The 18,692-nt window shown below is 66.2% G+C and carries 17 protein-coding genes; 4 read left to right on the forward strand and 13 right to left on the reverse strand.

Annotated features, from left to right (window positions below):
- Nucleotides 1-3: 3 nt before the first annotated feature.
- The 7 genes from ACT2B0_RS15770 to uxuA all read right to left on the reverse strand — a co-directional run bounded on the left by ACT2B0_RS15770 (nucleotide 4) and on the right by uxuA (nucleotide 8,069).
- Entirely contained in the window at nucleotides 4-1,107 is a 1,104-nt protein-coding gene (locus ACT2B0_RS15770; protein ID WP_473459066.1) for an ABC transporter ATP-binding protein, read from the reverse strand.
- Nucleotides 1,108-1,136: 29 nt separating this feature from the next.
- Nucleotides 1,137-2,183, reverse strand: a complete 1,047-nt coding sequence (locus tag ACT2B0_RS15775; protein ID WP_473459068.1) for a carbohydrate ABC transporter permease — start codon at nucleotides 2,181-2,183, stop codon at nucleotides 1,137-1,139.
- A gap of 3 nt (nucleotides 2,184-2,186) precedes the next feature.
- Nucleotides 2,187-3,179: a carbohydrate ABC transporter permease gene (locus ACT2B0_RS15780; RefSeq protein ID WP_473459070.1), complete on the reverse strand. Its 993-nt coding sequence runs from the start codon at nucleotides 3,177-3,179 to the stop codon at nucleotides 2,187-2,189.
- Between the two features lie 127 nt (nucleotides 3,180-3,306).
- On the reverse strand, nucleotides 3,307-4,578 hold the full coding sequence (locus ACT2B0_RS15785; RefSeq protein WP_473459072.1) for an ABC transporter substrate-binding protein: 1,272 nt from the start codon (nucleotides 4,576-4,578) through the stop codon (nucleotides 3,307-3,309).
- 121 nt (nucleotides 4,579-4,699) lie between these two features.
- Nucleotides 4,700-5,392: a GntR family transcriptional regulator gene (locus tag ACT2B0_RS15790; RefSeq protein ID WP_473459074.1), complete on the reverse strand. Its 693-nt coding sequence runs from the start codon at nucleotides 5,390-5,392 to the stop codon at nucleotides 4,700-4,702.
- Entirely contained in the window at nucleotides 5,380-6,861 is a 1,482-nt protein-coding gene (locus tag ACT2B0_RS15795) for a mannitol dehydrogenase family protein (protein ID WP_473459076.1), read from the reverse strand. The genes ACT2B0_RS15790 and ACT2B0_RS15795 overlap by 13 nt, the downstream gene beginning before the upstream one ends.
- On the reverse strand, nucleotides 6,858-8,069 hold the full coding sequence (uxuA, locus tag ACT2B0_RS15800) for a mannonate dehydratase (RefSeq protein ID WP_473459078.1): 1,212 nt from the start codon (nucleotides 8,067-8,069) through the stop codon (nucleotides 6,858-6,860). The genes ACT2B0_RS15795 and uxuA overlap by 4 nt, the downstream gene beginning before the upstream one ends.
- A 164-nt stretch (nucleotides 8,070-8,233) precedes the next feature.
- Between uxuA and ACT2B0_RS15805 the strand changes: the two genes are divergently transcribed.
- Nucleotides 8,234-9,340, forward strand: a complete 1,107-nt coding sequence (locus ACT2B0_RS15805) for a DNA alkylation repair protein (protein ID WP_473459080.1) — start codon at nucleotides 8,234-8,236, stop codon at nucleotides 9,338-9,340.
- Nucleotides 9,341-9,364: 24 nt separating this feature from the next.
- Here the strand turns inward: ACT2B0_RS15805 and xylA are convergent, their stop codons facing one another.
- From xylA to ACT2B0_RS15825, 4 genes are all read right to left on the reverse strand, one after another.
- Nucleotides 9,365-10,678, reverse strand: coding sequence for a xylose isomerase (xylA, locus tag ACT2B0_RS15810; protein WP_473459082.1), 1,314 nt, complete (start codon nucleotides 10,676-10,678; stop codon nucleotides 9,365-9,367).
- A 34-nt stretch (nucleotides 10,679-10,712) separates the two neighbouring features.
- Nucleotides 10,713-12,164: a xylulokinase gene (gene xylB, locus ACT2B0_RS15815; RefSeq protein WP_473459084.1), complete on the reverse strand. Its 1,452-nt coding sequence runs from the start codon at nucleotides 12,162-12,164 to the stop codon at nucleotides 10,713-10,715.
- A 162-nt stretch (nucleotides 12,165-12,326) separates the two neighbouring features.
- The gene (locus tag ACT2B0_RS15820) at nucleotides 12,327-13,658 is read right to left on the reverse strand and encodes a tetratricopeptide repeat protein (RefSeq protein ID WP_473459086.1); all 1,332 of its coding nucleotides are present in this window, start codon (nucleotides 13,656-13,658) and stop codon (nucleotides 12,327-12,329) included.
- A 10-nt stretch (nucleotides 13,659-13,668) separates the two neighbouring features.
- Nucleotides 13,669-14,292 (reverse strand): LysE family translocator, encoded by a 624-nt coding sequence (locus tag ACT2B0_RS15825; protein ID WP_473459088.1) that lies wholly within the window; start codon nucleotides 14,290-14,292, stop codon nucleotides 13,669-13,671.
- A 424-nt stretch (nucleotides 14,293-14,716) separates the two neighbouring features.
- Between ACT2B0_RS15825 and ACT2B0_RS15830 the strand changes: the two genes are divergently transcribed.
- Together ACT2B0_RS15830 and ACT2B0_RS15835 are read left to right on the forward strand one after the other, a co-directional pair.
- Nucleotides 14,717-15,370 carry a phosphoribosyltransferase gene (locus ACT2B0_RS15830; protein ID WP_473459090.1) on the forward strand — a complete coding sequence of 218 codons (654 nt, stop codon included), beginning with the start codon at nucleotides 14,717-14,719 and terminating at the stop codon, nucleotides 15,368-15,370.
- Nucleotides 15,371-15,441: 71 nt separating this feature from the next.
- Nucleotides 15,442-16,377, forward strand: a complete 936-nt coding sequence (locus tag ACT2B0_RS15835; RefSeq protein WP_473459092.1) for a heme o synthase — start codon at nucleotides 15,442-15,444, stop codon at nucleotides 16,375-16,377.
- Nucleotides 16,378-16,458: 81 nt separating this feature from the next.
- Here ACT2B0_RS15835 and ACT2B0_RS15840 read toward each other — a convergent pair whose 3' ends face one another.
- A complete protein-coding gene (locus tag ACT2B0_RS15840) occupies nucleotides 16,459-16,848 on the reverse strand; it encodes a c-type cytochrome (RefSeq protein ID WP_473466031.1) in 390 nt (129 codons plus the stop codon).
- A gap of 443 nt (nucleotides 16,849-17,291) precedes the next feature.
- On the opposite strand from ACT2B0_RS15840, the gene ACT2B0_RS15845 reads away from it, so the two are divergent.
- Complete coding sequence (locus tag ACT2B0_RS15845) at nucleotides 17,292-18,122, forward strand: DUF2189 domain-containing protein (protein ID WP_473459094.1); 831 nt, start codon at nucleotides 17,292-17,294, stop codon at nucleotides 18,120-18,122.
- A 189-nt stretch (nucleotides 18,123-18,311) separates the two neighbouring features.
- Here the strand turns inward: ACT2B0_RS15845 and ACT2B0_RS15850 are convergent, their stop codons facing one another.
- The gene (locus ACT2B0_RS15850) at nucleotides 18,312-18,686 is read right to left on the reverse strand and encodes a cytochrome C oxidase subunit IV family protein (RefSeq protein ID WP_473459096.1); all 375 of its coding nucleotides are present in this window, start codon (nucleotides 18,684-18,686) and stop codon (nucleotides 18,312-18,314) included.
- Between the last annotated feature and the right edge of the window lie 6 nt (nucleotides 18,687-18,692).

Consider the following 18,692-nt stretch of genomic DNA (forward strand, 5'->3'; position numbering starts at 1 on the left):
CCATCACACCGCTTCTCCGACCACCAGCCGTTTCATGCCGAGCCCGTCCGACGTGCGAAACAGGTGGGTATAGTCCGGCCTGAACACGACATGGGTGGTCTCGCCCCGCCGGATCCCGGTCTGGCCGGCCAGATGCACGGTCAGCGGCGTTCCCGCGCCGGTCTCGCAATAAAGATAGGACTCGCCGCCGAGCTGCTCGACCGACTGCACGGTGACCGCATGGCCGGCCGCGTCGCCGACGATCAGATGATCCGGCCGGATACCGAGCTCGGCCGCATCGCCCGGCTTCAGCCCGTCGGCGTTCACCGCGGCCCGGTAGTCGTTGCCGGCCGCGTCCGACACCATCACCCCGTCAGCGCGGATCTCGCGGACGGTGACGTCGACGAAATTCATCCGCGGCGAGCCGATGAAGCCGGCGACGAAGCTGTTGGCCGGCTGGTTGTAGAGCTCCAGCGGCGTGCCGGCCTGTTCGATGCGCCCGTCGCGCAAAACCACGATCTTGTCGGCCATCGTCATCGCCTCGACCTGGTCGTGGGTGACATAGATCATCGTGTTGCCGAGCCGTCGGTGCAGCGCTGCGATCTCGCCGCGCATGGTGACCCGCAATTCAGCGTCGAGATTGGACAGCGGCTCGTCGAACAGGAACACGCGCGGCTCGCGCACCACCGCCCGCCCGATCGCGACGCGTTGCCGTTGCCCGCCCGAAAGCTGTTTCGGCCGCCGCTCGAGATAGGGACCGATCTGCAGCATGGTCGCCGCCGCCTCGACGCGACGCGCGATCTCCGGCCTGGGCGTGCGGATATTCTCCAGGCCGAAGGCCAGGTTCTGGCGCACGGTCATATGCGGGTAGAGCGCATAGGTCTGAAATACCATCGCCAGCCCGCGTTCCGACGCCCGCTGCTCGTTGACGCGTTCCCCGTCGATGCGCAGCACGCCGCCGGAAATCTCCTCCAGCCCCGCGATCATGCGCAGCAGCGTGGATTTCCCGCATCCCGACGGGCCGACGAAGACGCAGAACTCGCCATTGTCGATCGTCAGATCGACACCGTGAATGGCGCGGACGTCACCGTAATCCTTGATCAGTCCGTCAAGTTCGAGAACCGCCATCGTTCACACCTCTTTCCCGGACGTCGGCATCATTTCACCCCGGACTGGGCGATGCCGGTGGTGATGTATTTCTGCAGGAAGGCAAACACGATCGTGATCGGCAGCAGGGTCAGCACCGTCATCGCCAGGAGGTTCGACCAGCTGGTCTGCAGGTCGCCCTGGAAGGAATTCAACGCAAGCTGCAGCGTGAACTGCTCGGAGCGGGTCAGCACGATCAGCGGCCACAGAAAATCGTTCCAGCGCCACATCACCGAAAAGATCACCAAAACGGCGAGCGCCGGCGCCGATAGCGGCAGCACGATGCGCCAGTAGACCCGCCATTCGGACGCATGGTCCATGCGCGCGGCGTCGAGCAGATCGTCGGGGATGGTCAGCATATATTGGCGCAGCAGAAAGACCCCGGTCGGCGTCGCCACCGCCGGCCAGATCACCCCCCACGGCGAATTGACCATGCCCAGTTCCGACACGACGAGATAGATCGGCACGAGATTGATCGTCGGCGGGATCATCAGCGTGGCGATGATCAGGATGAAGACGAAGGTCCGCCCCCGGAACCGGTATTTCGACAGCGCGAACGCCGCCATCGAATTGAACAGGATGGTGATGACCGTTGCGATCACGGTGATGAAGACCGAGTTCCAGAAATAGAGCGCGAAATTGAACCGCTCGAACAGGGCGGAATAGTTTTCCACCGCCAGCGCGAACTCGCGCTCCGGCACGCGGTCGTTGATGTTGACCTGCAACCGCTCGCCCGGATTTTGCGGGTCGACCATCTGGCTCATCAGCCCGATGCGACGCACCTGCGCCAGAAGCTTGCCTTCGTGCTCGCCGCCCGTCACCCGAAAAAGCTGCAACGGCTCCTCGTACCCTTCGACCTCGACATGGATCGGCGCCAGCGGCAGCAGCGAGGGCGGATATTCCTGCAACGCGGATTCGGTCTTGAACGACGACAGCGCCATCCAGGCGACCGGCCCGAACATCAGGACGCCGGCGAGCGCCAGATAGCCGAAGGTCAGCCAGTCGGTGAGGTCGAGCCGGCCGCGGCCGCGCGTGCGTGTCAGGAAGGAGCGCAACATCGCCTAGTCCTCCCCGCGGCCGCGCGCGGCGCGCAATTGCAACAGCGTCAGCACCATCAGTACCGCCGCCATCAAAAGCGAGGCCGCAGCCGCCAGACCGTAAAGCTGCGGCCGGAAGGCGAAGCCGGTCTCGTAGATGAACTGCAAAAGCAATAGCGTCGCCGAGCCGGGACCGCCGCCGGTCAGAACGAAAATCTCGTCAAAGGCCTGCACGGCGCGGATCAGCGACAGCACCAGCACCACAACCATGGTCGGCATCAAAAGCGGCATGGTGATCTTCGAAAACACCCGCCATTTCGACGCGCCGTCCATTTCCGCCGCCTCGTAGACATCGGCCGGTATCGCCTGCAGACCGGCAAGCAGGATCAGCGTGTAGAAACCCATATGCGCCCAGATCGACACGAACACGATCCAGAAAAACGCCCAGTCGGCCTCGACCAGCCAGTTGACGATCGGCAGGCCTTGCGCCTCCAGCCCGGCATTGAGCACGCCGTAGCGCTGCAGCACCCATTTCCAGATCAGCGCCACCACGACCGGCGACAACAGCACCGGGTAGAAGAACACGCTGCGGAAAAAGCCGCGCAGCGGAATGTTGCGGTTCAGCACGAGCGCCGTGACCAGCGAGAACAGGATCATGAACCCGACCTGCAGCACCACAAACCAGCTCGTATTGTGCACGGCGCGCCAGAAAATGTCGCGCTGGCAGCTATTGGGGTCGAGATAGTTTTCGCAGGCAAGCAGCGAGGAAAAATTCTCCAGCCCGACATAAGGCCGCTCGGACAAGAGGATGCGGTCGCTGCCGGAGGTGGCGTAGAAGAAGTTCAGGAAGATCGGCAAAAAGGTGAACAGGCCGAAAATCAGGAGATTGGGCAGCAGGAACACCCACGCGATCTTCTGCGCGCCGGTCATCTTTTGAATGGCCAGCATCGGTCGTTCGAACAGCTCGAAGGCTGCCCGGTAGAGGTAGGATGCTGCCGTCGTCACAGGTGCGAGCATCGCGTACGCCTCGTGGCATGGGTTCTCGGGCGCCGCCGCCCGCCCGCTTTTCCGGGCGGACGAGACGTTCCGTCGCCGGCCTCACCCAAGACGGGGCAAAGGTCGGCGAACGGACCGGGCGATCGGGTTACTGGGCTGCCGCGACCGCTTCCTTCACGTCGGCGTCGATGCGGTCCAGCGCTTCGTCCAAGGACAGTTCACCGACGATCGCCTGGGTGATGCGGGTCACCGTGGCGTTCATGATCGCGCGGTTGTTCTTGTAGCCCTGGAACTGGAAGGCGACCGGCGAAAACCCGGCAAGCGCGTTGCCGAACGCGGTCAGGGCCGCCTTTTCGGCGTCGGTGGCGTTTTCGTAGTCGATGCCCTTGACCTGCAGCGCCTGGTTGGCGGGAATGTTTTTGGTCTTGGCCAAAACCTTGGCCTGCACGTCCTCGCGCGCGATGAAATCGAGCAGCTTGCCCAGTTCCTCCGGCGCCTTGGTATGCTTGAAGGCGGCGATCGCCGCGCCGCCGGGAATGCCGGTGCAACCGCCGGGACCGCAAGGCGCCGGCACGGCCACCCAGTCGAAGGCGTCACCGATATCGCGCCCGAAACGGCCGATCTGCCAGGAACCGGACAGATACATCACCAGCGAACCGTTGGTGAATTCCTTGGCGGCGTCCTGATAGGTCGCGCCGCCCGCGCCGGCCCACACTTCCTTGGCCACGGTGCCGTCCTCGTTCCAGGCAACGAACTGCTCGGAAAAGGCGCGGAACCCGTCATCGACCGTGATCGGATCGCCCTTGTCGTCGAACAGCTTCGCCCCGTAGGAAATCGCCGGTCCGGCGTAGCGGTGGCCCGAGCGGTCGAGCGCCATCGGATAGGGGGTCTGGGTCGCCTCGGCCACCTTCTTGGCCGCCGCCGCCCACTCCTCATAGGTCGCGCCCTCGCCCGGCATGTCGACGCCGGCCTGATCGAATAGCGTCTTGTTGACGAAGGGCCCGGTCGCTGTCTGCTGGTCCATGATGGCATAGATGCCCTTGTCGTCTGGCCCGTTGACGCGGGTCCAGGCGAGCGTCTTGCCGTATTGCTCTTCCAGCTTGGCGGCGTCGGCGACATAGGGCGTCACGTCGAGCATATATTTGGCCAGTCCGCCGAGATCGGTCACGCGGGCGAGGTCCGGGCCTTCGCCCGAAGCGAGCTGCAGCGGCAGGCTCTCCACGATCGACTTGTAGGGCACCACGTCGACGGCGACGGTCGTGCCGGGATTTTCGGCCTCGAACGCCTTGAATTGTTCGGCCCAGGCGTCGCATTCCACGCCATCCTGATAGCAGGCGAAGCGCAGTTCGGCCGCCGAGGCGGACGACGCAGCGACAAGCGCCGCGAAGGCAATTCCGGAAAGCAGATGTCTCGATTTCATGACTTCCTCCCTGATCGATGCACGCTGAGTTGGACGGTCGGGGTCGCATGCTGCGATGCGTCGAGATTGTACTCTTATATCTTATATAAGATACAATCTGAGCACCTACCCCGTGCCGCTGTCAAGGTCCCGACGCGTTCAGGACCGTCTCGATATGGCCGACCATTTCGGCCTCCGCTCGATCGGCATCCTGGGAGCGGATCGCCGCCAGTATACGCATATGATCGTCGAAGGCGCGCTGTGAGCGGCCATGGATGGATGACATCAAGATGAAGCGCTCGCGATCGACATGCGCCTTGACCGTCTGGGCGAGTTGCCAGGCGCCGGGCACCCCGGCCATGTCGGCCAGAACTTCGTGAAACAGTTCGTCGGCCTCGAAAAAGGTGACGTAGTCGTCGACGCGTGCCGCCGCTTCCTGGCGCGCCAGGACCGGCGCCAGGCGGTTTTCGTCGAGACCGGTCTGCGCCAGCCGCCGCGCGATCCGTCCTTCGATTGCCGCGCGGATGAAAAGCGCCTCCAGAAATCGGGCGCGGTCGCGCTCGGCCACGATCGAGCCGACCTGCGGACGGGTCACGACCAGCCCTTCGCTGGCGAGTTGCTGCAGGGCGGCGCGCAAGGGTGTGCGCGAGACCAGGCACAAGGCTGCGATATCGCTCTCGTGGATCGGCGTTCCGGCGGGAAGCCGGCTGTCGACGATGCGCTGGCGCAGGGCCAGATAGAGCTGCCTGGCGATCGGTTGCGCGCGATCGATCTCGATGCCGGCCAGCGCCGCGGCGAGATCGAAGCCGTGCGGGACATGTTTCACGCGCGGCATGGCATCGCCTCTCGCTCTATCGCCGCTGCGATCCCTTCTTCCACAACACGCGCCAGCTTGGTCGCGACCGCGTCGCGAAAGGGACGGGCCTGCGCCAGCCGCGTCGGCATGAGCCCGTCGAGCCCGACGACGGCATCGACGAGCGCGCCTGCATCGCCGGTTTCGCCGTCGGTCGCCGCCGCCAGCGCCGGCGCGCGCGGGTCGCGCAGCGCATAGGCCAGGCCATCTTCGGTGCGGCCGCGCGCAAAGGCGATCCACATCGCCGTGGCGAAGGCGTAGCTGTCGAGCGACCAGCCCGCCTCGTAGGCCGCGAGCGCCGGCTCGAAAATACGCTGCGGCAGTTTTTGCGTGCCGTCCATGGCAATCTGCTCCGTGCGGTGCGCGATCGCGGGATTGGCGAAACGTTCCATCAGCCGCGCGGCATAGTCGGGCAACACGATCCCGGGAACCGGCTCCAGCGTGCGCGCGGCATCGCGCAAATGCCGTTCGACCAGCACTCGCATCGCACCGTCCGCCATCGCGTCGCGCACATCCACGTGGCCGGCGAGAAAACCGGCATAGGCGATCATCGAATGCGCGCCGTTGAGCATGCGCAGCTTCATCTTTTCGTAGGGCGCGACCGATGCCACGAACAAAGCCCCGCCGGCTTCCCAATCGGGACGACCGGCAGCGAAATCGTCCTCGATCACCCATTGCGAAAATGGTTCGGTCTCCACCGCGGCCTTGTCGACGCGCCCCGTCGCCCGCTCCGCCTCGGCCAGGGTTTCCACGCTGCTCGCCGGCGTGATCCGGTCGACCATGGTCGAGGGAAACCGCACCGTCTCGGCGATCCAATCGGCCAGGTCGCGATCCAATTCCCGCGCGAACTCGAGCACCAGCCGTCGCACCAGCTCGCCATTGCCCGGCAAATTGTCGCAGGACAGCACGGTCAGACCGGGCGCGCCGCGCGCCCGGCGCCGGACGAGCCCGGCGACCAGATAGCCGACGACGCTCGTTGGCCGGGCTGGCGTGGCAAGATCGGCGATAATCTCCGGCCGGGTGCGGTCGAGCCCTCCGCTCGCGGGATCGAAGCCATAACCCTTTTCGGTGACGGTCAGGCTGACGATGCGGGTCGACGGCGCGGCCAACGCGTCGATCACCGCGGCAGGTTCGCGCGGCGCGGCCAGCACCGTGGCGATCGACCCGACGACACGCGCCGAAATCCCCTCGCCCGCGCGCACCAGCACGGTATAAAGACCCGATTGCGGATTGATCGAATCGGCGACATCGCACGAACGTAGGCTGACGCCGGTAATCATCCACTCGCCGCCCGAGCGGGCCAGCGCGTCGTCGGTATAGACCGCCTGGTGGGCGCGGTGGAAGGCGCCGACGCCGAGATGGACGATGCCCGCGCCGCGCTCCCGGCGCTCGAAGCCCGGCATGCGGACCGTGGCCGGAAGATCGTCAAGCGTGGTCAGCCGCGCGCTCATATACGTTGCCGGTGACGACCGAGAACCGCCATCACGCCGCGCAGTTCCGCCAGCCCCTTGAGACGCCCGATTGCCGGATAGCCCGGCTGCGCGCCGCGCGTAAGGTCGTCGAGGATTTCCTGGCCGTGATCGGGCCGCATCGGGATCTCGGCGTCCGCCCGCCCCTCCTTGCGACGTCGGCTCTCCTCGGCAAGCAGCGCCGCGACGACCGCCACCATGTCGGTCTGGCCGGCGAGGTGTTCGTCCTCGAGGAAGGAGCACGGCACCGTCTCGGTGTCGCGCCGTACGTTGCGCAGATGGGTGAAATGGATGCGCGGACCGAGCCGGGCCGCCATCGCCGGCAGGTCGTTGTCGGGTCGCGCGCCCAGAGACCCCGCGCAGAAGGTGACGCCGTTGGCGGGCAGGTCGACCGCATCGAGAACGACGCGGTAATCCGCCTCGGTCGACATCACCCGCGGCAGGCCGAGCAGCGGGAACGGCGGGTCGTCGGGGTGACAGCACAGCCGCAGCCCGAGCTGCTGCGCCAGCGGCGCCACCTCCGACAGGAAATCGATCAGGTTCTGCCGCAGCCGCGCGGCGTCGATGCCGGCGTAAAGGGCGAGATGGCGCGACAGCCCTTCCAGGGACCAGTGCTCGACCGCGCCGGGTAGTCCGGCGGTGATGTTGGCGGCCAGACGCTCCGCACCGGCCTCGTCGAGCGCGCTGAACCGCGCCTTCGCGGTCTCCACGGTCTGGGCATCATAGTCGGCGGCAGCGTCCCGGCGTTTCAGCACATGGATGTCGAACGCCGCGAAATCGGCAAGGTCGAACCGCATCGTCGTGCCGCCATTTTCGAGCGGCCAGGCAAGTTCGGTGCGGGTCCAGTCGAGCACCGGCATGAAATTGTAGCAGATCGTCGGGATGCCGGCGCGAGCCAGGTTTTCCAGGCTGCGCTTGTAGTGAACGAGTTCGGCGCGCCAGTCGCCCGTCTGCGTCTTGATCGCCTCCGAAACCGGCAGGCTTTCCACCACCTCCCAAGCGAGATGGGTCATGCTGCCGTCGGGATGGAACGCCACCTCGCGCTGGCGCGCCTCGATCTCCTCGGCGTGCCAGACCGCTCCGGCCGGAATGTGGTGCAACGCCGTCACGACGCACGACGCCCCCGCCTGGCGCGCATCCGCCAGCGAAACCTTGTCCTGTGGACCGAACCACCGCCAGGCTTGACGCACGCGCCTGCCTCCGTTTTTTGGTACACTAGTATCCCAGTTTATCGCGCTCGGATCAAGCCGCGATTTGGCCACATCCGGAAAGGCCCGGTCTCTCCTGACAGAGTGCTGTCGGGCGTGCATGCTAGGAGGGGCCGAACCCCGCTTCCAAGGACACACCGACACCGATGACGGAACCCAGCGCGCCACTGCTCAAGGACATTCTGGACCACGAGCGCATGCACGGGATCGCGCGGCGCATGGCGACGCTTTGCCCGGATTTCGCGACCGACCGCTTCATCGCCCATGTCACGGACGGGCTCGACCAGCGCGGCATCATGCAGCGCGTGCGGCGGATCGCGACCGGCCTGCACGCTGCCCTGCCCGGCGGCTTCGAGAACAATGTCAGGCTTCTTCTGGCCTTCGCGCCCGACGCCGGCCATCCCTTCGTCGCGATCGCCCTGTCGGACTATGTCGCGCTCCACGGCGCCGACCGCTTCGAGCAATCGATGGCGGCACTGAAGGAGCTGACCCGCTACGGCTCGTCGGAATTCGCCGTCCGGCCGTTTCTCGACCGCGACTTGCACCGCACCTTGGCCGTGATGGCGCGATGGGCGCGCGATCCGGACGCGCATGTGCGCCGCCTTGCCAGCGAGGGCTGCCGGCCGCGCCTGCCCTGGTCGTTCCGGCTCAAGGCGCTGATCGCCGATCCGGCGCCCGTCGCCGCGATCCTCGACACTCTGAAGGCCGATCCGAGCCTCTATGTGCGCAAATCGGTCGCCAACCATCTAAACGACATCGCCAAGGACCATCCAGACTGGGTGCTCGATTTGGTCGCGACATGGCCGCGCGACGATCCCCGCACCGCCTGGATCGTCAGGCACGGCCTGCGCACGCTGATCAAGCAAGGCAACAAGCGCGCCCTCGCCCTGATCGGCGCCGGCGCCGCGCCGGTAATCGCTGTCGAGCGCTTCGCCGTCACGCCGGCCGCGATCGTGCTTGGCGCGCCCGTCACGATCGAAGCGCGGCTGGTGTCGCGCGCTGACACCGGCCAGCGCCTCGTCGTCGACTATGCGATCCACTACGTCAAAAAGAGTGGCGCAACGTCCCGAAAAGTCTTCAAGCTCAAACAAGTCGAACTCGCGCCCGGCGACCGCGCCGAGATGGCAGCCGTCCGGATGGTGCGCGACTTCACCACCCGCAAACACCATACCGGCCGCCACCGGGTCGAGCTTCTGGTCAATGGCCGGTCGCTCGCCGAGACGGTTTTCGACCTCGCGCTGACAGCCGGCTGAACCGCGACATCGCTGCGCCCGCGCTCACACGTAGCGGTTGACGACATTCTCCAGATATTCCTGGCGTCCGGAATGCGGGGCCGGCTCAATGCTGTCCTTCACCACCCGGTCGGCGATCGCCTCCAGCGTGCGCTCACCGGCAAGCATCGCGCGCGCCTCGGCCCGGTTCCAGCCGGCATAACGCTCTTCAAGTGGCCCGGCGAGCGCCTCGTCCTCGATCATCGCCGCCGCCGCCATGAGCCCGCGCGCGCAACAATCCATCCCGCCAATATGCGCATGCAGCAGGTCGGCGGGGTCGAGCGACTGACGCCGGAGCTTGGCGTCGAAATTGGTGCCGCCGCTGGTAAACCCGCCCCCCAGCAGGATCTGGTAATAGGCAAGCGCCATTTCCGGCACATTGTTGGGGAACTGGTCGGTATCCCACCCTGACTGGTAGTCGTTGCGGTTCATGTCGATCGAGCCGAAAATGCCGAGCGCGTTGGCGAGCGCCAGCTCGTGTTCGAAGGAATGGCCGGCCAGAATGGCGTGGCCCTGTTCGATATTGACCTTGACCTCGTTCTCCAGCCCGTAGCGTTTCAGGAACCCGTAGACGGTGGCGACATCGTAGTCGTATTGATGCTTGGTCGGCTCCTGCGGTTTCGGCTCGATCAGGATCGCGCCCTTGAAGCCGATCCGGTGCTTGTAGTCGACGACCATCGCCAGAAAACGCCCGAGCTGGTCGAGCTCGCGCCGCATGTCGGTGTTGAGCAGCGTCTCGTAGCCCTCGCGCCCGCCCCACAGCACGTAGTTTTCACCACCGAGCTTCCGGGTCGCGTCGATGCAGGCCTTCACGGTCGCCGCCGCATAAGCAAACACGTCCGGATCGGGATTGGTCGCCGCGCCGGCCATGTAGCGCCGGTTGGAAAACAGATTGGCCGTCCCCCAGAGCAGCTTCACCCCGGTCTCGTCCATCTTGCCGGCCAGGTAGTCGGTGATCTCGTCGAGCCGCGCCACGCTTTCGCCAAGCGTGGCGCCTTCCGGTCGTATGTCGTGATCGTGGAAGCAGAAATAGGGCGCGCCGAGAATGGAGAACATCTCGAAGGCGACGTCGGCCTTGAGACGCGCCTGCGCCATCGAATCTGCCGGGAACCAGGGCCGCTCGAAGGTTTCGCCGCCGAACGGGTCGTTGCCGGGCCAGACGAAATTATGCCAGTAGCAGACCGCGAAACGCAGATGGTCCTCCAGCCGCTTGCCCATCACCACCCGGTCGGGATCGTAGAACCGATAGGCAAGCGGATTGGTGCTGTCCGGCCCTTCGTACCCGACCTTGCCGATATCGCCGAAAAACCCGGTGCTCATGTCGTTGCTCCTTTCGATTTGACGCCGGCGCGGTTCACATCGTCCCCCGGATCGCCGGATAAAGCGCCCGGAAACGCGCATAGGCCTCGTCGAAGGCGCCGCGCAGCCGGCTTTCCGGCTCGATCGTCGCGACGGTCGGCGGGGGCGCGCACACCGCATGGGGATCGGCCCCCTCGGTCGCGATCAGTCCCAGCCGCGCGGCGCCGAACGCAGCCCCGAAATCGCCCTCGGCGGGCAGGTCGACCGGCAGGCCGAGCGCAGTCGCGATCGCCTTCAGCCAATAGACCGAGCGCGATCCGCCGCCGATCGCCGTCACCTGCGAAAGATGCGTACCGGCCGCCTCGAGCGCTTCGAGACTGTCGCGCAGCGCGAACGCCACGCCCTCCAGTACGGCCCGCGTCAGCGCCGCGCGGTCGCTCTCATGGCCGAGGCCGCAAAAGACGCCGCGGATGGCGGCATCGTTATGCGGTGTGCGCTCGCCCGACAGATAAGGCAGAAAGGACACGCTGCCCGGCGCCTGCAGCGTTTCGCCGAGTTCGCCCGTCAGATCGCTGGCCTGCCGGCCGGTGATCCCGGCCAGCCAGTTGAGCGAATCCGTCGCCGACAGGATCACGCCCATCTGGTGCCAGGCGGCCGGCAGCGCGTGGCAGAACGTGTGGACCGCGCTTTCGGGATTGGGCAAATACCGCTCATTGGCCGCGAACAGGACGCCCGACGTGCCGAGCGAGACGAAGGCCTGTCCCGCCCGCACCGCGCCCATGCCGCAGGCCGAGGCGGCATTGTCGCCCGCCCCGCCGGCAACGATCACGTCCGCGCCCATGCCCCATTCCGCCGCCAGTTCCGCGCGCAGCGTGGCGGTGGGCTCGGTGCCCTCCACCAGGGCCGGCATGTGAGCGGCGTCGAGCCCGGTGGCCGCCAGCAACGTATCCGACCAGCGCCTGTTCCCGACGTCGAGCCAGGCCGTGCCGGCCGCATCCGACATCTCGGAACAATAAGCGCCGGTCAGCCACAGACGCAAATAGTCCTTCGGCAACAGCACCTTGCGCACGCGCTCGAACAGCGCCGGCTCATTGTCCCGCATCCAGGCGAGCTTCGGCGCGGTGAAACCGGGAAAGACGATATTGCCGCTGATCCTGCGAAAGCGCGGATCGGCGTCGAGCACGGCCGCCTGCCGATGGCTGCGCGTGTCGTTCCACAGGATCGCAGGCCGCAACGGCCGGTCGTCCGCGCCGAGCGCGGTTGCCCCGTGCATCTGGCCCGAAAGGCCGATGCCGCGCACGGCGGCAAGCGCGGTCGCATGGTCCGATTTGAGCCTGCCCAGCGCCGCCCGCGTCGCCGCGATCCACCAGTCCGGCTCCTGCTCCGACCAGCCCGGGTGCGGTCGCGACACCTGAAGCCCTCCGGTCGCCGACGCGATAACGGCCTGGCTCTCGTCGATCAGCAGCGCCTTGACCCCCGACGTGCCGAGGTCGAGCCCGAGATACATGCGTCCGTCCTCCCGCCGACGCCGTGCCCGATGGCGCGAACGTCGTTTTCGCGCGCCTATCTGGTCCGACCAATTGCGCCCCGCACAGTCATAGCAAATCTGCCAGCGATGAAAACTGGTCAAACGTCGATTCGCGCTATTTTTTTCGTGTCTCGGAAAAAATCAAGGGCCCGCTGCCGGCAAAGCCTGGGCGCGACGCAGCAGAAGATCGGAAAACGGGCTTTGCGGCCGGAGCGCCTGTCGTTCCACCGCCAGGGCGCTAGCAAGCGCGCGCTCCCCGCCGCGCAGAGCCGCCTCCACCAGCGTCAGGTCGAGCACGTCGCGCTGGGCGTGGCTGCCGCCGAAGCGGTGGGCGATCGCCCGGATCGGTTTCAGGAGGCCGATCGCGGTCAGGTAGTCGCCGTCGGCGAAGGCCTTGATCGCCAGGCTGGCGGGATGGCCGACATCGCGCGTGAAGGCGGCATTGTCGCCGCCGCCTTCGATCGCCGCGCGCTGCGCCTCGAGCAGGTTTGCGGCCAGGTCGCCGCGCCCGGCGCCGGCAAAGGCCATCATCGCATGCACGTCGTTGAAAGCGTAATTGGCCGCGCCGGCGAACGGCGCCCACAATTCGGCCAACCGCGTCCAGCGTTCGCCGAGTTCGACTCCGCGCAGGTGAAGCCGCCACAGGATCGCCGAGGCGTCGACCATGTTGAGCGCAACCGCGCTTTCGCCACCATGGATCGGTCCGTCGTAAAGCGTCAGCACCGCGTCGATCTCGCCGAGATCGAAATGAAACAACGCCAGATGCCACCAATTATGGACCTGGAAAAAGCTCTCCGCCGTCCAGTTGTCGGGATTGGCCCGCATCCAGGCGATCCCGTCGGCCTGGCGGCTTTGCATCTCCATGACATGCGCCACCGCGTGCTGGCCCCAGCCGTCGCGCGGTTCCAGCTCCACCGCGTGACGCCCGCTCGCCTCCGCGCGCGCGTAATCGCCGGTTTCCTCCAGCCCGAACGCATACGCGCTCAACAGGGCGTGATAGCCGGGCATCGCCGCATCCCAGGCCGGCAGGGCGCGGGCGATGCGGTCGCGCAGCATGCGCGCATTGCCGGTGAAGAAGTCGATCTGATGCCCGGCCTGGAGCGCCAGCGCGTCGCGCGGCATGTCGATGCTCAGATCCTCCAAGAGAAGCCCTGCCCGATGCCATCGGCCCTCCGACAAAGCGCCAAGCGCGGCGACGTGACCAGCCTCGCGCGCCGTCATAGGCAGGACGCGCGCCGCCTCGAAGCAGCGCTGCGCGACCCTCGTGGCGTCCGGCTCGGTGGCAAGACCGTAGAGCCAGCCCTTCAGCACATGCGCCATGACGAAACCCGGACTGGCGGCAAGCGCGCGCTCGACCGCGCCGATCGGATCGCCGGCGAAGCGCTGCAGCGCCGCCAGTCCCGTCTCATAATCCTCGGCGCTGTCGGCGCTCGCACCCGACAGCGCGAAACCGAGCCGGTCGTGCACGGTCATCGCCGGCACCTTACTGACCCGACCGCGACACCGCCGTGGCAATGCCGGCCCCGACCAGCAACGTCCCGCCGGTCCGGTTGAAGATCGACACGATGCGCGGGTTTCTGACCGCGGCACGCGCCCGCGAGGCGGCGAGCGCATAACCGAGCGCATTGGCGAAGGCCAGCGCCAGGAACGTCGCCTCGAAAACAGCCATCTGCAGCCAGAAATCGCCCTGCCGGTCGAGAAACTGCGGCAGGAAGGCGACGAAAAACGTGATGCTTTTGGGATTGAGCGCCGTGACCAGCCAGGCATGACCGAGCATTTTGCCAGCAGCCACCGCATCACGGCGCGGCTGCGCATCAAGACTGGCGCCGGCGCGAAACAGCTTGACGCCGAGATAAACCAGATAGGCCGCGCCGGCCCACTTCACGACCGTGAACACGGTGGCCGATGCCATCAGCAATGCGCCGATGCCCAGCATCGACAGCGTCATCGCCGTGAAATCGCCAAGCGCCACGCCGAACGCCATCGGCAGCGCCGCCCGCCACCCCTGGCCGAGCGCATAGGAGACAACCAGCAGGATTGTCGGTCCGGGAATGATGAGCAGCACCGCCGAAGCGGCCGCAAACGCAAGCCATGTTTCGAAGACCACTGTTTGCTCCTGTGCTGATCGCGATACCAATTCACGGCTTTGCGCCGCTGTAAAGGGCAATGCGCCGCCTTGGTGCGGCCCGGATACCAAGGATCCGTAGCACGGCGTCTTGCCCCTGCGAATGCCCCAAGGCGCCGTCGCGGCTGGACCACCCGATTTCGGAATTCAACACTTGTCGGCCGATCGCATCGTAGGCATATTAGCTATCGCTCATTGGGCCTTTCTTTCCCGTTTGACCCGATAAGTGTTGTGCTCCTGAGATGCGTCCGATGGGCGTATCGACGCTTCGGGCCGGATCGCGAGATCCGGCCCTTTTTCCGCCCGCACGGCCGCATGCCTCCGGCAATGGCCGGCAACTCACCGCGGGGCTTGGCAATCGGTATCATTTCCCGCACCCTGAACGCGGTCACGGGAGAAACCGACAATGTTCCGGGATCGGCAGGAAGCGGGCCGTCTGCTCGCCGCCGAAATCGCAATGACGGCGCCGGATCGGCCCGTGGTGCTGGCTCTGCCACGCGGCGGGCTTCCGGTTGCGGCGGAAATCGCCCGCGCCCTGAACGCCCCCCTCAACACGCTCGTCGTCCGTAAGGTCGGCGCCCCCGACAATCCGGAGCTGGCGCTGGCCGCGCTGGTCGACGGCGACCCGCCCGAGCTCGTGGCCAATGACGAGATTGTCGCGGCCTACGGGCTCGACCCGGCCGGCCTCGACGCGCTCGCCCGAAACGAACGGCCGGAGTTCGAGCGTCGGCGGCGCGCCTATCGCGGCCCGCGCGAGCCGGTCGACGTCGCCGGACGCACGGTGATCCTCGTCGATGACGGCGTGGCCACCGGCACCACGGCAAAGGCCGCGCTCCGCGCCCTGGCTCGCCGCCGCGCCGCGCGTGTGATCCTGGCCGTTCCCGTCGCCCCGCCGGAGGTGATCGCTGCGCTGACGCGCGAGGCCGATATGGTGGTGTGTCCGCGCCAGCCCGAGCACTTTCGGGCCTTGAGCTTGCATTATCGCGATTTTCCGCAGCTCAGCGACCGCGAAGTGCTGGAGATTCTGGCCGCGGCAGGGCCGACGGACACGACGCGATAGCCCGGTCTCGCGCGTTGCAATTGCGACCGGAGCTGGCTACGCTGATAGCGCGTCCATGAAAGGCATTGCGCATGCCGGTGACCCACGAACCCCTTGGCGGCCAACGCCTTCTGTTCGCACGGACGACACTGAAAGACCTGTTGGCGCTGCTCAAGCCGCGCGTGATGGCTCTTGCCGTTTTCACCGCGCTGGTCGGATTTGTCGTGGCGCCCGACGCGCTGCCGCCCGGCCGGGCACTGGTCGCGATTGTCGCCATCGCCATCGGCGCCGGCGGCGCGGGCGCCCTCAACATGTGGTACGACGCCGACATCGACGCGGCCATGGCGCGCACGCGCCAACGCCCGGTGCCGCGCGGACGGGTCACACCAGCCTCGGCATTGGTCTTCGGCCTGGTCCTGTCCGTCTGCGGCACCCTCCTTCTGGGCGCGGCCGCCAACGGGCTTGCAGCGCTATTGCTTGCTTTCACGATCTTCTTCTACGCCGTCATTTACACGATCTGGCTCAAGCGCCGGACGCCGCAGAACATCGTCATCGGCGGCGCGGCCGGTGCCCTGCCGCCGGTGATCGGCTGGGCGGCCGCCACCGGCTCGCTCGGCGTGGAGGCGGTTGTGCTGTTCCTGATTATCTTCTTGTGGACCCCGCCGCATTTCTGGGCGCTGGCGCTGCTGCGCGAGCACGATTATGCGCGGGCCGGCATCCCGATGATGCCGAACGTCGCCGGATCGTCATCCACCCGCCGGCAGATTCTGGCTTATGCGGCGGCGACCGCTCTGACAGGCGTCATGCCCTGGCCCCTCGGGCTCGCCGGCCCCGTGTTCGGCCTCGGCGCGATCGTGCTCGGCGCCGGTTTCGTCGGCCAGGCATACCTGACGCTCGCGCCGCCCCGCACGTCGGGCCCGGCGCGGCCCGAACGCCGGCTTTTTGTCTACTCGATCGTCTATTTGTTCGCGGTGTTCGCCCTGCTTCTGGCGGACACGGTCGCGACCCGCGCCCTGATGGCGAACTGAGGCCGGATTGGGCGCGAGCACCGTTCGCAAGCCCCGGCCGGGCGTTTGCGCCCGGCCGAAAAGCGGTCGAAAAGAGTTCCGTCAGGGTTTCGGATCGGCCTGCAGATAGGCAATGACATTGGCGATGTCCTCGTCCTTCTTCAGGCCGGGAAACGCCATCTTGCCCTTGGGAATCACATCCTTCGGGTTGCGCAGATAGGCGGTGAGATTTTCCTCGTCCCAGACGAGGCCGTCGGCGCCGGCTTCCTTGATATTGGCTGAATAGCGCGGCTGGAAATCCTCCAGCGAACCGGCGATGCGGCCGACAACCCCCACAAGGTGCGGCCCGACCTTGTTCTTCTCATTCTCGGCATCGTGGCACGCCCTGCATTTGTTGAACACTTTCTTTCCGGCCGCCGCGTCGGCCGCGATCGCCGCCGGCGACATGGCCAGGGCAAGGCCGAAACAGGTTCCGGTGAGCAGAAGCTTCAAGGTCATGGCGGGCAGTCCTCCAAAATTGGTTCTCAGTTCGGCCGGCCCCGGCAATGCACCGGCACGCAATATCGTCCGGCACCGTGGTCGCCGGCCAGGTCCGTACGATGGCGCGGACACGTCAGACGACGCACGGCAGGTCGGTTCACAGCCCTCCCATGCCAAACCCGATCAGGAGAAGGATTGCCAAGCCGATCCCGATCAACAGCAAAAGCCTGCGATCCATCGCCAAACTCCCGAGCCGTCGTCGTGTCCGGCAAGGTTAGCCAAGAACGGGGAACCGCGCTAGCGCAACCGCGCGCTTGACGGCACAAAAGACAGCGACAAATTGCCCGTACGCGGGTATGCTGCGTGCGGTAGGTCGCGGATTTCGCGTGACCAGACCCGTCAGAAGGCGGCACCGCGAACCGCACCCCCCAGGACACGATCCAGGAGGAGTGGTCATGGCGAGCTTTCACGTCTTTGCAGGATCCCAAAAAACGATCGCGCACCCCAAGGTGCGGCACATGAGCGTCGGAGACGTGTTCGACGCCTTGCGTCTCGGCTTCGAGGATTTTTGGGAAAAGCCGTCGCATTATGTCTTTCTGTGCCTGATCTATCCCGTCACCGGCATCATCCTGTTGACCTGGGCGTCGGGCGGCAACGCGCTGCAATTACTGTTTCCGCTGATGTCCGGCTTCGCGCTTCTGGGGCCCTTCGCCGCGATCGGGCTCTACGAGATAAGCCGTCGCCGCGAGCTTGGGCTCGACACATCATGGTCGCATGCGCTGCAGGTGCGCAAGTCGCCCGCAATACCGGCCATCATCGCCGTCGGCGCGCTGCTCGTGGTCCTGTTCCTGATCTGGCTCTATACCGCGCAATCGCTTTACGTATGGCTGTTCGGCACGGCCGAGCCCGCCTCGGTGCCGGCCTTCCTGACCGGTCTCTTGACCACCCAGCAAGGCTGGACGCTGATCATCGTCGGCAATCTCGTCGGCTTTTTGTTCGCGCTTGTGGTATTGAGCACCACGGTCATCGCCTTCCCGCTTCTGCTCGACCGCGATGTCGGCGCCTATGTGGCGATCGAAACCTCCGCGCGCGCGGTACTGGCCAATCCGGTTCCCATGATGTTGTGGGGTCTGATCGTGACGATCGGGCTGCTCGCCGGCTCGCTGCCGCTTCTTGCCGGCCTGGCGGTCACCATTCCCGTGCTCGGCCACGCTACCTGGCACATCTACCGCAAGGCGATCGTGCCGGCCGGAACGCGCCGGACCGCGGCCTCGTCCACGAAATAGCGTGAGGGTCAACGCCCCTGCCCCGCCGGCCGCCCGATGCATGCGGGCGACCGCTCCTCGCTCGGCTGCAACAGGACCGGCGGCGTTGCCGGCGGCGCCGCGCCTGTGCCGGCTCTGCGCCGGACCGCCCTTTGAGCCCAACCCCGGCGGCGGGTTTCCAACGGTCCGGTCTCCGCACCTTGCGGGACGCTATCCGCCGCCGAAAAAGGTCATTCTGGTGAGGACTGTATGATCTGATTCGATCACCATGATGGCCACGAACACCAGCACGGCGATCGGCGGCAGGATGATCGCCCAGGACAGGGCGGCCCGTTCCCACATCATATGCATGAACACCGCCATGATCAGTCCCGCTTTCAAGACCATGAAGATCAGGATCAGGCTCCAGCGCAACAGGCCTTCGAGATGGACATAATCGACCATGTAGGAACAGGCGCTCAGAACGAACAGCCAGCCCCAGACGATCAGATAGAGGCGGATCGGATGCTGCTGGCCTTCGCCATGGCCGGCGACGGCCGCCTCGCCCGGTTGTGCTTGATGCGTATCCGCGGATGACGAAGACATGAGCGT

The sequence above is a fragment of the Nitratireductor sp. J20-h4 genome, assembly GCF_056780505.1.